At 32.9% G+C, this 17,170-nt stretch carries 11 protein-coding genes; all 11 read left to right on the top strand.

Annotated features, from left to right (window positions below; translation table 11 throughout):
• The first annotated feature begins 35 nt into the window (after positions 1–35).
• Positions 36–1,139 carry an AraC family transcriptional regulator gene (locus tag DK441_RS11015; RefSeq protein WP_109098779.1) on the top strand — a complete coding sequence of 368 codons (1,104 nt, stop codon included), beginning with the start codon at positions 36–38 and terminating at the stop codon, positions 1,137–1,139.
• Positions 1,140–1,306: 167 nt separating this feature from the next.
• Positions 1,307–1,510, top strand: a complete 204-nt coding sequence (locus DK441_RS11010) for a hypothetical protein (protein ID WP_109098778.1) — start codon at positions 1,307–1,309, stop codon at positions 1,508–1,510.
• Positions 1,507–3,402 (top strand): S41 family peptidase, encoded by a 1,896-nt coding sequence (locus DK441_RS11005; protein WP_109098777.1) that lies wholly within the window; start codon positions 1,507–1,509, stop codon positions 3,400–3,402. Before DK441_RS11010 ends, DK441_RS11005 begins: the two co-directional genes overlap by 4 nt.
• Positions 3,403–3,504: 102 nt before the next feature.
• Complete coding sequence (locus DK441_RS11000; RefSeq protein WP_109098776.1) at positions 3,505–3,972, top strand: hypothetical protein; 468 nt, start codon at positions 3,505–3,507, stop codon at positions 3,970–3,972.
• Between the two features lie 25 nt (positions 3,973–3,997).
• Positions 3,998–4,771, top strand: coding sequence for a hypothetical protein (locus tag DK441_RS10995; RefSeq protein WP_160112054.1), 774 nt, complete (start codon positions 3,998–4,000; stop codon positions 4,769–4,771).
• Between the two features lie 41 nt (positions 4,772–4,812).
• The gene (locus DK441_RS10990; RefSeq protein WP_109098774.1) at positions 4,813–5,862 is read left to right on the top strand and encodes a S41 family peptidase; all 1,050 of its coding nucleotides are present in this window, start codon (positions 4,813–4,815) and stop codon (positions 5,860–5,862) included.
• A gap of 187 nt (positions 5,863–6,049) precedes the next feature.
• A complete protein-coding gene (locus tag DK441_RS10985) occupies positions 6,050–8,803 on the top strand; it encodes a hypothetical protein (RefSeq protein ID WP_160112053.1) in 2,754 nt (917 codons plus the stop codon).
• Positions 8,804–8,998: 195 nt separating this feature from the next.
• Positions 8,999–11,983: a TonB-dependent receptor gene (locus DK441_RS10980; RefSeq protein ID WP_109098772.1), complete on the top strand. Its 2,985-nt coding sequence runs from the start codon at positions 8,999–9,001 to the stop codon at positions 11,981–11,983.
• A gap of 10 nt (positions 11,984–11,993) precedes the next feature.
• Positions 11,994–13,436, top strand: coding sequence for a RagB/SusD family nutrient uptake outer membrane protein (locus DK441_RS10975; protein ID WP_235015751.1), 1,443 nt, complete (start codon positions 11,994–11,996; stop codon positions 13,434–13,436).
• A gap of 59 nt (positions 13,437–13,495) precedes the next feature.
• Positions 13,496–14,866: a glucoamylase family protein gene (locus tag DK441_RS10970; RefSeq protein WP_109098771.1), complete on the top strand. Its 1,371-nt coding sequence runs from the start codon at positions 13,496–13,498 to the stop codon at positions 14,864–14,866.
• Positions 14,867–14,912: 46 nt separating this feature from the next.
• Complete coding sequence (locus tag DK441_RS10965) at positions 14,913–17,153, top strand: glycoside hydrolase family 3 N-terminal domain-containing protein (RefSeq protein ID WP_109098770.1); 2,241 nt, start codon at positions 14,913–14,915, stop codon at positions 17,151–17,153.
• Positions 17,154–17,170: the final 17 nt, after the last annotated feature.

Below are 17,170 nucleotides of genomic sequence, written 5' to 3'. Positions count from 1 at the left end.
AATGCTTCATCTACGAATTTCTATACATTTAGATAATGGAAATTAATTATAATATTGTATCCTTTATAGATACTCTTGGGTTAATACAAGGTGTTATTCTCGGCTTGTTACTCATTATCATAAATAGAAAAAAGGATAAGTCTACTTTATTTTTGGGTTGGTTTATAATTGTATATGCATTAAACCTGCTTCCTGTCATTTTAGAAGATTTAAATATTATAACGTATTACCCTCAATATGACTTATTACCTTTTGATTTTACCTGGTTGATGTTTCCTTTATTTTATATCTACGTTCAGCAGGTTTCAATACTTTCTAAAAACAAACTTAGTTACTGGACACTAATTCCTGGAGTATTAGAATTCATTATCGCAATAGTTGTATTTTTTCAGGATAATGATTCGAAAATGGTAATAGAAGAATCTCTTTGGTATGATTTAATACTTTGGGGAGGTGTTCTTTTTTCTTTTTATATAGGTTTTAAAACCCTAAACTTTATTAAAAAACATACTAAGGAGTTAAAAGACCAATATACGTCTACAAAATATAGAGAGTTACGTTGGGCAAGAGGATTTGTTGGTTTTGGACTTCTACTTACTTTTATTGCAATAGCTTCTGAGTTTTTTGACACCGGGTTTTACTTTCTTATAACAATTTCTACCATTAATGTTATGCTATTGTATTGGATATCTGTAAGAGGTATTCTTCAACAAAATGTAGAGGCTTTAATTCCTCTTGAGAATAGTGAAAAAACTATTGACAAAAGTAACAAAAACAATGATTCTTTAATAAATAATGAAAGTACAATACAATTACTACAAGAAATAAAAAAATACATTCAGGATGAAAAGGTATATACTGTACCTGATTTGACTATCATTGATATTGCAGAAAAAATAGGAGCACATCCCAAACGTATTTCGGGTGTAATAAACTCTCAACTTAATCAAAATTTCAACTCCTATATCAATAGTTTTAGGGTTGAAAAAGCAAAAGAACTTCTAAGAAGTGATATCGCAAATAGTTTAAGCGTCGAAGGTATTGGTAACGAAGTTGGTTTTCAAAGTAAAAGTACATTTTATGATGCTTTTAGAAAATATACAGGCACCACTCCTTCTCGTTTTAAAAACGAAAAATAACCTTCTTTTTTTAAGTTCGGATTCCTGAAACAGGAGTAAAACCCTTGTTTTTAGGACTATTTCCGTTCGGATTTCTGAAATCCGAACCGCTACTCTATTACTTTTCTTGGCTGTCTTTTTCCTTTTAACAAATCTTTGTACAACGTTAAAAATTAAACTATTCAAAAATGAAACGTGTAGTTATAATATTGCTGGTTTTTTTAGTTGTGATCTGGTCCAGTTTTATTGTTTGGGAATTACAGATAACCAAATGGGAAAAAACTATAACTGGTCCGGCAATACGAGTTGATCTGGTTCTTATACTACCTATCCTAATCGGAATAACAATTTATGTGATTGATCAAATTATTACAATATCAAAAAAGAAATGAAAAAACTAACATACATAATCTGTCTCTTATTTTTTATAAGTATTTCTGTATATAGCCAGAAGATTCAAGATTTAGAATATTTATTAGACCGAGAATGGAAATACGATCCATCGGGAATAGAATCTGTGGCAGAGGGTTTATATGTAAAAATATTGACCGAAGCAGAAAAAAAAGGAGATAAAAAAGAAGGTAAAGAACTAAAGTCTAATAAACAGGAAATACTATTATCTATTAAAGAGTTGGTGTCTAACGCCAGATTCAAATTCAATTCAGACTATACATTAAATACAGAGATAAATGGAGATGTTACTGAAGAGAAATGGACCTATAATAGTGATAACAAAACGATAAGTTATGTAAATAGTACTACTAAAGAAGTCAATACTCGAACTATTAAAAAACTAACCAAAACGCAGTTTGTTTTTATTAATCAAGATGGACAAGAAATAATATTTACACCAGCATTACCTAAACAACCATTTGATCCTTTAGTATTAAAAGAAGATTTAAAAATCTATCGTGATATTATAGAAACGGCACATAGCGGAATGTATTTGTATACTGCTAAAGATACCTTTGATTTGATATTTAAAAAGGCAAATGAAAGACTACCAAAGCTTCAAAATATTCGGGAATTTTATAACCTAATTGCAGGAATTCATACTAAAATAAATTGTGGGCATTCTAGTTTTTATGCCTCGGGAGATATTTTTTCAGAATTAAAAAGTAATACTACCAATGCCTTTTTCCCTTTCAAAGTAAAATTCTTAAAAGATACATTGATTGCTGCACAGAACTATGGGAAACTAAAGAAAGGGGATCAGATTTTAAGTATTAACGGAAACACAACCAAAAAGATAACTACAGAGGCTTTTAAATTATTAAGCTCTGATGGGTATAATACTACTTTTAAATACAGGCAATTAGAGGATGATTTTTCGACCAATTACTTTTTGGTTTTTGGTCCACAAGAGAAATTTACCATAGCATATTTACATAATTCAGATAAAGAAAGTTGTACTGTAGAATTAACGGGAATTCCGAAATCTGGATTAGAAAATACAATTACAGAAAATCATTATGAAAAACCATATTACTTAGAATATGTGGATGATAATACGGCTTTATTAACGGTAAATACATTTTCTACTGAAACCCGAAAGAATCAAAAAAAATTCTTCGGATTCCTTAAAAACTCTTTCAGTGAAATAAATAAAAAAGGAATTAAGAACCTGATTTTAGATATCAGAGAAAATACAGGTGGAGATGATGGAAATGATATGGAATTAGCCTCGTACTTAATTGATACGCATTTTAAAGAGAATAAGTATAGAAAATTAAGCACCATTGATAATGTACCACCATATCCACAGTATTTACTATCGCAATGGTATGATATGATGGAACTGGATGCAGATAGTACTCCTGAAACTATCCAGAAAACAATGAAAAAGATGGTGAAAGAAGAAATGATAAAAGGAGATGATGGGGCGTATTATTGGAGAGAAGATAAAGTTATTCATCGTGATCCGGCAAAAAATAAGTTTAAAGGAAATGTATTTGTCTTGACGAGTGGTAGAGTTTTTTCTGGAGGAGGTTTGTTTAGTGCACTAGTGAGAGATAAAAGTAATGCCATTTTTATAGGAGAAGAAACTGGAGGAGGATATTACAGGCATACAGGGTCTATCCCGCTGTTTTATAATCTACCCAATTCTAAACTGATCTTTTCCATCTTCATTGTGATTAATGAGCAAGACGTTGATAAGAGATTATTTCCAGAAGGTAGTGGTACTGTACCGCATCATAAAGTATACCCGACAATTAAAGAGTTTATTAGTGGAAAAGATGCTGTTTTAGAAAAAGCAAAACAATTGATAAAAGAAGTAAAATAATATTTAGACAATAAAAATAGGGTGTTCTAGAAGTTTACTGTTGTGTAAGAAGGAAGAACACTGAAATTAATAATAAATAATAAATAATAAAAAGTAAGAAAAATGAAAAAAGTAATTCTATTAAGCGTATTTATTATCGCATCAATGATAACAAGTAGTGCACAAACTTCTGCTCCAAAATATGAAGTAAAAGTTATTACCAGTGTAGAATCTATAGTCCCAAGTGGTTTAGGGCGTTCAAGACTTATTTCGGCAAATGCAGAAAGAGATTATAAAGAATTCACCTCTACGCAGACAGAAGATGATAATACACGTAATAAATCAAAAAGAAAAGCGATTCGTGTTAAGGATTTTGAGGAGACTAAACTCTTAAACTTTTACAATCTGGTAGGGATTCGTTTTCAGAATATTGCAGCAAACGATGCGGTAATTTCATCAAAAATAACCACAATGCTGGCAGAAGGTTGGGATCTGATTTTTGTAACCAGTGCTGTAGAAAGTGATGCAGGTGAAGGAGATAGTAATGGGATATTTATTACACGTTACATTTTTAAACGCGCAATACAATAGTGAATTAATTCATAAAAACGAAAACATGAAAAAAACCTATTTAATTGTGCTCTTTTTTGCAGTTAGCCTAGTACAGCTTTATGCACAAAAAACATCCTCTTTTTATGTCGACATTGGTGGTGGTTTTTCTTCCTTTCAGGACATAAAATACTCTAATGTGAAGTATAATGGATTTGGTGGTGTATTTGGACTAGGATATCTAAAAGAAAATGAAAAAGCAATCTGGGGAATTAATTTACAAGGAATAATAACTACAGAAAAAGCTGCTACTCATGATAATACGGTAAGTACTTATAACTCTATGTTACAGGCCAAATATCTTCATCGTATTAAAGAAAACCTATTTATTGGTGCAACATGGGATGTGCTGGATTTATACACAAAAACCTTTGAGGGTTTAGGTAATAATAGTGGGTATGATGTTACAGGAAGTACCTTATGGGCTTCGGGTATTTATGACTATAAAAAATTCCGTTTTGGTTTAGATATAGGACTAGCTTCTTATTTCAGAGAAGGTAGTGGGTTTTCTTTTTCTGTGCCGCAGAGTGTATTAGAGAGTGGAGATTTTGATTATCAAAACAGTAAACTTGAAGACCGTTTTGCCTTTAAGTACTACAAATTGAGAACTATACCCAGGCATTTTCAGGTAAGAACAAGTATACGGTATCGATTATCAAATCGGTTTTCTGTAGCGTATAAATGGCATCTGAGAAAGTTTTCTGAAGTTAAGAAATACCCGGTAACGTATGGTACACATTCACTCTCTATTCGATATAACATTTTCAAACGCACAAAGTAAGAGTGATGCATTTTAATTAATTTTTTAATAAAAACATTGTAATGAAATATCTAAAAATAAAAATAGGTCTGCTTCTATTTTTGATGGTGTTCAGTTCTTGCGAAAAAGCGTTGATGGAACCAAATCCAGGAACAGATGCACTTGCTGTATTTGATGAGTATACGACTCTGGTACAAGAGAAATATGCTATGCTGGAATTTAAGAATGTGAATATAAATACGCTGAGAAGCAATCTTAGAGGGAAGATTAATACCACTACAACTCAAAAAGAATTTTTTGAAATTCTAGGTGAGGTTACCAAAAGTTTAAGAGACGGTCATTCTAGCCTTATAGAAGATCAAAACAATCCAAATGGTATGTCTATAGGTTTTGATCTTGAAGAAGGGTATCCAGCAGGAATAGACGCAGCGATCTTAGTGAATAATTATATTGGTAATACAGTTAATTCTGAAATAAAGACATTATCAGGCGGACAGGGGTTTAGAGCGGTATGGGGTACTTTACCGCAAGATAGAAAAATCGGATATCTATGGATTCCTTCGTGGAATGTTGAGATTTCTGATGATGAAATTGAGCGAATATTTCTGGATTTAAAAGACACCAAAGGTCTTGTTTTTGATATGCGGACTAATACAGGAGGCGATCCGGCTTTGGCAACCAAATTTGCATCTTATTTTACAGATAAACCTATTTATACCGGTTTTGAGCGTTTTAAAACGGGTCCGGGACCAAATGATTTTTCTGATAGTCATATTACTCTTCAGCCGTCGGGTAGTGCGAACAAATATCTAAAACCTGTAATGGTACTTACTGATAGAAATGTGTACAGTGCTTCTACTACTTTCTTGTATTCTGTAGATCCGGTAGAAAGCATAAAAACTGTAGGACAAAGAACAGGAGGAGGAAGTGGATCTGTAGCCGACGGATATTTAGCTAATGGATGGTATTGGAGCCTGTCTACAAGTGAATTTATTGATGCCCAGGGAAAACACCTGGATGATGGAGTAGATCCAGATATTCCTATAATACTTAACCTTGAAGATACAACAAAAGATGAGGTGATAGAGCGCGCAATAGTTGAATTGCAATAGTACCAATTCACTATAGATCTAATCTATATTAAAGCATTAAAGGTAGTTAGGTTCGGGGGAGCGGTTGCCTGGGGTTGTAGTTAAAAATAGCTAAAACCTCGGGCTTTTTATGTTTTAATTCTTGCAAAATAATTGTTAATTATTGAAAATCAATTCATATGTTAGCTAATTAATGCCAACAATTCGTATGAAAAAACTGTTACTTTATACTTTTTTTATTGTAGTATATAGTATTTCGTTTGGTCAAACATTTCACCCCGAAATAGAAAACTACACCATAGCCAACTATAAAGCCGATAACCAAAATTGGGGTATTGATATTGATGCTAATGGAGTCGTTTATGTAGCAAACAATAAAGGTTTGTTACGATATAATGGGCAATCCTGGCAATTATTTGAATTACCAAACAAAACGATAATTAGATCAGTCTTATGTATAAAAAACAGGATTTATACAGGGTCTTATGAAGAATTTGGGTTTTGGGAAAAAGATATTTACGGGAATTATACATATACTTCATTAGTTTCTTCTTTTGATGCGAATCATCAATTTAAGAATGAACAATTTTGGAAGATAATAGCGTATAAAGATCGTATTGTTTTTGAATCCTTTGCAGGAGGGGTTTATGTATATGATGGTAATCAAATCCAATATATTGAGGATAGTCAGGGAGTATATGATATTACTGTTTATAATGATAAATTAATAGTTGCTAACAGAAATAAAGGAGTTCAGGAATTAAAAGAAAATAAGCTAATACCTTTTGAGTTTTCAGAGAGCGAGTATACAATTAGCTCTGTGAACAATGTTTCGGTAATTTCAAATAAACTTTTCTTTTTTGATCTGAATGCAGGAGGGTTTATTTATGATTCTAATAAGTTAACACCACTACCAGAAGAAGTCAATTTATTTTTAAATACTAACGTACTTAACAAGTCTGCTTTTTTAGATGAAAAGCAGCTGGCATTAGGAACAATTAAGAATGGGGTTATAATTTATAATCTAAACACAAAAACCCTTCAATACCTCAATAAAGAATCGGGTTTGCAAAACAATACAGTTTTGGGATTAAAAGTTCATGAAGGAAATCTTTGGGCAGCTTTGGATAATGGACTAGGAAGAATTGATTTTAGAACTCCCTTTTCATATTATAAAGATTTTACAGGAACCGTAGGAACAGTATATGATGTTGCCTTTTTAAATGAAAAATATTACCTGGCTAGTAATACTGGGATTTATACCTATTCTAATGATAAAAAGCTACAGTTTATCGAAGGGTCAGAAGGACAGGTGTGGGATTTAAGTAGTATAGAAAACCAAATTATTGCTGGACATAATGACGGTAGTTTTTTGATCGAGGACAATAAGTTATCACAAAAACTAACATCGGGAGGTGTCTATTGTACTATAAAAGTACCAGGGCAACAAAAAGAGTACTTACAAGGAACTTATTACGGAATTAATTTCTTAAGAAAGGATGGGAACGATTGGCATTCTCATGTAATTGAAAATCTATCTTTTTTGGTAAATAGTATTGTTTTTGAATCAGACAGAGTGATTTGGGTTACACATTCATATAAAGGAGTTTTTAGAATAGAACTGAATGAAGATTATACTAAAGCACTAAAAGTTACTTCTTACGGAGAGAATGAAAATTTTAAACAATACCAAACCAATATCTTTAAAATTGATGCCGATATTGTATTTTATAATTCGGGGAAATGGTTTCAGTATTTTCAACAAAAAGATAGTATTGGTCGGTTTAATAGGTTTAAAGATTATGATGATAAGGTACTTATCCATAAAGAAAAAAATGAAGCTTGGTTTATAGATAGAAAAAGTGAAAACACATTAACGCTTACAGATAATAACTATAAAGAAATCTATAAAATTAATGTTGCCGGTATTAAGCAACGTCTTGTTGCGAAATATGAAAAGGTTATTTTTAAAAATGATTCCTTAAGAATGATTAATCTTAATGATGGTTTTGCAATGTATAATATAAATGCATTACGAAAGGATAAAAAGATTTCACCAACACCAGTAATAGATAAAATATACTCTAGAACAAAACAATTCTCAATACTTGATACACTTATTCATATACCATTTGAAGATGCTAAATATTTAGCATTCGAAATATACATGCCAAAATCTTATGGAAATGATTTTAGTTATACACTATCGGGAGAAGTAGATCAAAAGGAATTTGTTAAAGAAGGAAAGTTGATTCTACAAAACCTTCCTTACGGAGATTATACATTAGTATTAGAAAATGATACGCAACAAGGAGAAAATTCGATAAAACAGATAGATTTAAAAGTGTTACCTCCCTGGTATTTCTCTAATACTATGAAATTGTTGTACTCCTTTCTGGCAATGGGATTACTATTTATGGTCTATAAAATCAATAAAATAAAGATAAGAAAACAACAATTGATGCTTCAGGAAGAGTATATGCGAGAGACGCAAAAGAAAATCAATGAAATTGAAAAGAAAAACCTCGAAAAGGAAATAAGAAATAAGAAACGAGAGCTTACAAATTCTACTTTATCAGTAACCAATAAAAATGAAATGATAATAGAGTTAAGGAATGAACTTAATAGGTTAAAAAAGTTTTCTACAAATGAATATAGAACTAAGCGATTATTAGACTTGTCTAAAAAGCATATTAATAGTAATGATAATTGGAAAATCTTTGAATCTAATTTTAATGAATTGCATGAGGATTTTTTCAAATCATTAATATCAAAATTTCCAAAACTAACGACCAAAGACCTTAAACTTTGTGCTTATATTAAAATTGGATTAATTACTAAAGATATAGCTCCATTATTAGGAATAAGTGTAAGAGGTGTAGAGTTACAACGTTATCGATTAAGAAAAAAACTAGAGCTTAATGCTAAGGATAGCCTATCAAGTTTCTTAATGAAACTCTAAATACCTCATTTATTTCCTCAAAATAATTACATCTTAAATACATCAATATGTTAAAATATTGATGTATTTTATTTTGTAAATACCTGAAATATAAATATTTAAATTTGTTTCTGTAAGAATTTATTGATACTACAAAAGTTTTTACGACAGTAATAAGTAATTTTAACCTAGTGTTAACAAATAATTAATTTTTAGATGAAAAATCAAATTCTCATTTGCTTACTATTGATCTATAATAGTGTAATGGCACAGCAAACTATTACCGGAACAATATATTCTGATAACAATATGCCACTACCAGGATGTAATGTTTTAGTAAAAGGAACATCCAAAGGGGCATTAACAGATTTTGATGGAAGATTCACAATAAATACTCAAATAGGAGATACTCTTAGGGTAAGTTATTTAAGTTTCAAAACTAAAGAAATTTTAATAACAGAAAATACCGATTATATTATATATATGGAGTCTAATGCCTCAGAACTCGAGCAAGTAGTTGTTGTAGGATATGGAACCCAAAGAAAATCTATTCTTACCAGTGCTGTAGCTACTGTTAAAGGAGACGAACTATCTAGAGAACCAATTATTAATGCTTCTCAAGCATTGCAAGGAAAAGCTGCAGGTGTACAAGTAATTGCTTCAGATGCACCCGGGCAGGCTTCAACAGTAATTATCAGGGGATTAGGAACTATTCAAGGGGGTAGAGAACCACTATATGTAGTTGATGGTGTATTGACTAATAATATCAATAATATTAATACATCAGATATTCTTACGATGAATATCTTAAAAGATGCTGCATCCTTAGCTATTTATGGAAACAGAGGCGCTAATGGAGTAATCATAATTACTACCAAAAAAGGAAAAACAGGAAAGATGGAAATTTCTTTCGACACCTATACAGGGTATCGTGATATATTAAGTAGAGTTAAACTGGCAGATGCTGCATCTTTTGTGACTTATAATAACGAGGCAGCTCTAAGAGATTTAAGAAATGATGATGATCCTAATAATGATAATGATACCAGTGGTTTTTTCTTTTCTAATCAAAAATATAATACAAATTGGTTGGACGCAATAACAAGAACAGGCCGTATATCTAACTATAATTTATCAGTATCAGGAGGTTCAGAAAAAATCCGATCTTTTTTTAGTGCAGGCTTTAATAAAGAAGAAGGGATATTAATAGGCAATGATTTTGATAGACTTACTTTACGTAGTAATGTCGACTATAAGATTGGTAAAAAAATTAATTTTTCTCATAATGTAAATGCACAATTGGCTAATATAACTCCAAAAGGATTTAATGCATTTACGAATGCTTATAAACAATCCCCTATTGTGCCAATAAGAGATGAAGAAGGACGGTTTGGTTCATCTACAGCTTTTAATAATGTATCTAATCCGGTAAAAGATTTATTTTTTCAAGACGAAAAACAAAAATTCTTTAAACTACAGGGAGCATTTAAACTAGACTATAAAATAATAGAACCATTAACATTTACATCTCGTTTTTCTGTAGAAACAGAATACGGAAGGTTTTATAATTTCGAAGATAGATTAGGCTCTTTTTTAGCAAACAATCCGGCGAATCTTGAAGAAAATTTCGAAGGAGGGATAGAAAACCCTGCAAAAACCAGGTTAACAGTTACACATACCAATAATTATAGGTGGTTTTTAGATAATTATTTCACCTTCAATAAAACATTTGGTGAATCTCATACAATTAAAGCGACTTTAGGTATTACTGCTGAAGAAAGTGGTGGAGAGTTTTTAACAGGAGTACGAAATAATGTTCCTCTGGACTCAAATCTTAGATTTAATTTGAATACTGGTGATGAAGATAATACTCAACTTTCATCTGGATCATTTAGTGTGTCAGATAGACTGTACTCCTATATAGCCAGAGTAAATTATGATTATAATAGTAAATACTTATTTAATGCTTCTTTTAGGAGAGATGGTTCAAGCAAGTTTCAACCCGGAAAAAGATTCGGTAATTTTTATGCAGTAAGTGTAGGTTGGGTATTGACCAAAGAAGATTTTATGCAAGATGGATGGTTTGATAAACTAAAACTTAGAGCAAGTTATGGGGAGTTGGGTAATCAAAATGTACCTTTTAATGTAATAACAGCAACAACAGGTAGTGGTGGGTTTTTTCCCTTTGGACCTAATCAGGAACTACAGCAAGGGATCACAGTTACAGGTACTATCAATGAAGATCTGACCTGGGAGAGAACAAATGAATTTGACGTAGGATTAGAATTTGCTCTTTTAAATCATAAATTAAGTGGAGAATTAGATTACTATCAAAGAACCAATACCAATGCTACTTTAGAAGTACAGCTTCCAGATGTTTTTGGTTTTGACCCTTTTAATTCTCACGTAGGAGAAATTGTAAATAAAGGAGCAGAAATAACATTAAACTGGGCAGATACTATAGGAGCGGTAAAGTATAATTTAGGAGGAAGTTTCTCCTTTAATGAAAATGAACTTACCAAAGTAACCAGCCCATTTTTTAATGAACAACAAGGAGGAAATATCGATAATGGGCAGTATACCAAGAAAGTAGCCGTAGGACAGCCTTTAGGGAGTTTTTTCTTATATAATGCAATTGGTATTGATGACAGAGGAGAATTGGTATATGAAGATGTAAATAATAATGGTATTACTGACGAAGGAGACAGAAAATTCTTTGGATCTTATATTCCAAAATTTTTCTTTGGACTTAATCTAGGAGTTGAATATAAAAACTTTGACTTTTCTGTAGACACTTTTGGTAATTTAGGTAACAAAGTCTATAACGGAAAAAAAGCACAACGATTCGGAAATGAAAATATAGAACAATCTGTATTTAATAATAGATGGACATCTGGTAGACCGAGTAATACAACTCCAATTGCTTCTAATGATGTACCACTGTCTTCTAACTACTATTTAGAATCAGGAGATTTTTTCAGAATTAACAATATCACATTAGGGTATTCTTTGCCAAAAGATGTTATAAGTATTTTTTCTAAAATCAGAATATATGCATCTGCAAAAAACCCTTTTATTTTCAAGAGATTTTCGGGGTACACGCCAGAACTTCCGGGAGACCCTCTGGGTACAGCCGGGATCGAGTTAAATGCATATCCCACACTCAGGTCATTTTATTTTGGTATAAACACTTCTTTTTAAAAAAATTAATATGAAAAATTTAATAAAAAGCGCAATGCGATATCACCTTTCTTTGTTTTTTATGCTCATCCTAATATTGGGGTGTAGTGAAGATTTTCTCGAAGTAGAGTCGAATCAGGAAACCGAAGGAGCCATAACTGTTGAGAATGCTTCAGAACTTGTAAACGCTGTTTATAATAGTTTTTTACAATGGCCAATGAGTTCATTTTCATGGAATGGAATTTCTAGTATTACTTCAGATGATGCAGATAAAGGTAGTGATCCGGGAGATACAGGAACAGATAAACATCTATTAGATGCACTTACTTTTGATGCTACCTCAATATCGTTTAATGAAATATGGGAAGCCCATTATGATGGTATACAAAGGGCTAATCAGGCATTAAGTAGATTAGAATCCTTTAATGAATTAGACGATACATTAAAAAGCAGGCTTATTGGTGAAACAAAATTCTTAAGAGCATTACTATATTTTAGGTTAGTTAAAATGTTTGGAGGAGTACCTTTAATAGGAGATGTGCCTGATCTTGATTCAAATCCAAATGAACTTCTAAAAAGAGCTACAAAAGAAGAGACCTATGCTTTTATCGAAACAGATTTACAAGCGGCTATACTGGCATTACCCCAAAAGAGTGAATATGATAGTTCTGAGTTAGGTAGAGCAACGAATGGAGCAGCAAAAGCATTGTTGGCCAAAGTAAGTATGTACCAAAATAAATGGACAAAAGTGTATGAGCTAACTAATGAAATTATAGGATCTGGAGAATACGGCCTTACTGCCAACTATGAAGATATCTGGAAAGAGATTGGAGAAAATAATACCGAATCTATTTTTGAAATACAAGCTCGTGGCGAAACACCTACTGCAGGAGTACAAGGATATAGCGTAAGCCAGGGAGCCAGAGGTGATGGCGGCTGGGGCTGGGGATTTAATACTCCTACCCAAAATCTTGCCGATTCATACGAACCAGGAGATACGAGAAGAGATGGTACTATAATATTTAGAGGTGAAACTTTATTTGATGGCAGGCTAGTCGCAAATACGGTAGTAAATCCAATGTATAACCAGAAAGCATACTCAAGTGCATTATCTGATGCTTGGGAAACCGGGAAAAATATACGAATACTACGTTTTGCAGAAATACTATTAATCAATGCCGAAGCAGCTTTGCAAGTAGGAGGAGATGCCGCCGCCCCGTTAAACCAGGTTAGAAATAGAGCAGGTTTAGGCAATGCCGTTAGTGTTGATCAAATGGCTGTTTGGAATGAAAGAAGGCATGAACTTGCTTTTGAGCATGATCGGTATTTTGATCTGGTACGACAAGGAAGAGCAGGTACTGTGCTTAGAGCACACGGTAAGTCCTTTGTAGATGGAAAACACGAGGTGTTTCCTATTCCTAATGATCAAATACAAAAAAGTGGAGGGCTTCTTATCCAAAATCCAGGATATTAATATTACCCAAAACTCAATTAGAAAAATTTTTCTGACTTCAGAAATAAAAATATAACCCTATGAAATTATTAATAACAATTAAAGAAAAAATGTTTTTACTCTCATTTATCTGTTCTTCGATATTATTTTTTAGTAGTTGTAATACAGACGATATTACACCACCACCGCCAGATGTAGCCGAAATATTTGAAGAAGAAAATCCAATACCAGAGATTCCTTTTGAAGAATTATTGGATCTGGTGCAGCAACGTACTTTTAATTATTTCTGGGATTTTGCAGAGCCTAATAGTGGTTTGGCAAGAGAACGTTCTCAGGAAGATGCGTTCGAAGGACAATCCAAAAGAGTAGTAACCACAGGAGGTTCTGGTTTTGGAATAGCATGTTTTCCTGCGGCAGTTGAAAGAGGATGGATTACCAAAACAGAAGCTATAGAGCGGTTGCAAAAAATACTGACGTTCCTGGAGGGAGCAGATTCCTATCACGGTGTTTTTTCGCATTGGTACTATGGTGATACTGCCAAAACAAGACCTTTTAGCGCACAAGATGATGGTGGAGACCTTGTCGAGACCGCATTTTTAATACAAGGATTATTAATAAACAGACAATATTTTTCTGCCAATACTACAGAAGAAAAAGATATTCGAGATAGAATAACGGCATTATGGGAAGCTGTAGAATGGGATTGGTATACTCAGGGAGAAAAGTCACTTACATGGCACTGGTCGCCAGGCCATAATTTTGATATCAACTTAAAAATAAGTGGATGGAATGAAGCACTTATCGTTTATGTTTTAGGAGCATCATCCCCTACGCATTCTATAGATAAAGAAACATATGACAATGGATGGGCATCTAATGGAGGGATGAAAAATGGAAAATCATTTTCTGGCACAGTATTACCTCTAGGTCCGGATTTTGGAGGCCCTTTATTTTTCTCACAATATTCCTTTATTGGTTTAGATCCAAGAGGATTAGATGATCAATATGCAAATTATTTTGATCAAAATAAAGCACATGCACTTATCAATTATGAGTACTGTATCAAAAACCCAAAAGGTTTTAAAGGGTATGGAGAAAATAGTTGGGGACTTACAGCAAGTGATCAGCCTGGAGGGTATGGTGTACACAGCCCCACAGAAGATAATGGTGTTATCACTCCAACGGCAGCACTTTCTTCTTTTCCTTATACTCCAGAACAGTCAAAAAAAGCATTAGAATATTTCTATTATAAACTAAACGACAAGTTATGGGGCGAATATGGTTTCTACGATGCATTCTCAGAACAACAGGATTGGTATTCTGATGGATATTTAGCGATTGATCAGGGACCTATTGTAGCCATGATAGAAAATCATAGAACACAGCTTCTATGGTCACTTTTTATGAAGGATCAGGAAATAAAAGATGGACTATCAAAATTAGGATTCTAGAAAAGAATTCAATCAAACAATTATAAATATAAGAATCATTTTTTTGATGAAAAAAATACTATTGATCATATCTCTTGGAGTATTCTGTTTTAGTTGTAAAAACAAAATAAAATCATCTGACCTATCAGGTCAGGATACCCAAATAGAACATAAGATAGACTCTTTAATGGCTTTAATGACATTAGAAGAAAAAATAGGACAAACTGTATTGTACTCTAGTGGAGCTGATATTACAGGACCTGTACTGGATAAAAATTATGTAGAATATCTTAAAAAAGGACAAGTAGGAGCTATTTTTAATGCTACTGGTTCTGCTTATACAAGAAAACTTCAAAAAATTGCAGTAGAAGAAACGCGTTTAGGGATTCCACTTCTCTTTGGGTATGATGTAATTCATGGATATAAAACTATTTTTCCTATCCCTATGGGAGAAGCTTCTAGTTGGGATTTAGAACTCATGGAAAAGAGTGCTCGCATTGCCGCTATAGAAGCTTCTGTAGAAGGACTACATTGGACCTTTGCTCCTATGGTAGATATTGCCAGAGATCCAAGATGGGGTAGAATATCAGAAGGTGCAGGAGAAGACACTTATCTGGGAAGTTTAATTGCCAAAGCAAGAGTAAAAGGGTTTCAGGGAAATGATCTTTCTAATAAGAATACCATTTTGGCTTGTGCCAAGCATTATGCTGCATATGGTGCAGCACAAGCAGGTAGAGATTATCACACTGTTGATATGTCTATGAATACACTAAGAAATGTGTATTTACCACCTTTTAAAGCAGCATTAGATGCAGGAGCAGCAACTTTTATGACTTCATTTAACGAGCTCAATGGAATACCAGCTACGGGGAATACCTTTTTACTAGATCAGGTATTACGAAAAGAGTGGGGATTTAATGGTTTTGTAGTAACTGATTATACTTCAATAAATGAAATGGTCCCCCATGGTTATGCAGAAGATTTAAAACATGCGGGAGAATTAGCTATGAATGCAGGAGTAGATATGGATATGCAAGGAGGAGTGTATAAAAATTATATGAAGCAATCTATACAAGAAGGTAAAATAGAAGAAAGTAGATTGAACAAAGCTGTAAAAGATATTTTGAGATTGAAATATAAACTAGGCCTTTTTGAAGATCCTTATAAATATTGTAATGAAGAGCAGGAAGCCAAAGTAATTCTTAATGATAATCATCTAGAGGCAGCTAGAGATGCTGCCAGAAAATCTATCGTTTTGTTAAAAAATAAAGATGAGGTACTGCCTTTACATAAAGAAAAAAAGATTGCTCTTATTGGTCCGTTGGCAAATGATGAGTTTCATATCATTGGTAATTGGGCTGCCCATGGGAATAGAGAAGGAGTAGCAGTAAGTGTAAAAGAAGCTCTTGAGGCAAAAGAAAGTCTGTTTACCTATGCCAAAGGTTGTGAGGTTGTAGAAGGAGATACATCAAATTTTGCAGAAGCAGTAAAAACGGCAGAGCATGCTGATGTGGTAGTTATGGTTATGGGAGAACTAGAAAATATGAGTGGTGAGGCAGCGAGTAGAACAAGTATTAAACTCCCGGGCCACCAACAAGAATTAATTGCCGAAATAAAGAAAACAGGAAAACCAATAGTACTGGTTTTATTAAATGGAAGACCTCTGGATTTATCATGGGAAAATGAAACTGTAGATGCTATTGTAGAAGCGTGGTTCCCAGGTACAAGTGGCGGTCATGCTATTACAGATGTATTATTTGGAGACTATAATCCTTCGGGAAAACTAACCGTTACGTTTCCGAGAAATATAGGACAAATACCTGTTTTTTATAATATGAAAAACACGGGGAGACCAGTGGATCTCGAAGGAGCAAATCCAAGATTCGTTTCCAGATACTTAGATGTTGATAACTCTCCACTATTTCCATTCGGATATGGATTAAGTTATACAACCTTTAAATATAGTGATGTGACGTTAGACTCTAATGTGCTTACACCAAATTCTAAACTCAAGATTACAGCCAGTATTACAAATACAGGAAATTATGATGGAGAAGAAATTGCACAATTATATATCAAAGACAGATTTGGAAGTATTACCAGACCTGTTAAAGAACTAAAAGGATTTAAAAAAGTATTCCTAAAAAAAGGAGAAACAAAAACAATAGAATTTATCCTAACTGCTAATGATTTAAAGTTTTATGACAGTACTATAAATTTTGTGAACGAAAAAGGAGACTACGACCTTTTTGTAGGAGGTAGTTCGGATCAAAAATTCACACATCAGTTCTCATTTTCTGATCACTAACTTTAGTTTATGAACAC

Source organism: Aquimarina sp. AU58 (assembly GCF_900312745.1).
Classification (GTDB): Bacteria; Bacteroidota; Bacteroidia; order Flavobacteriales; family Flavobacteriaceae; genus Aquimarina; species Aquimarina spinulae.
Note: the sequence above shows the minus strand (reverse complement) of the source record. Positions and strands in the feature narration are given on the sequence as shown.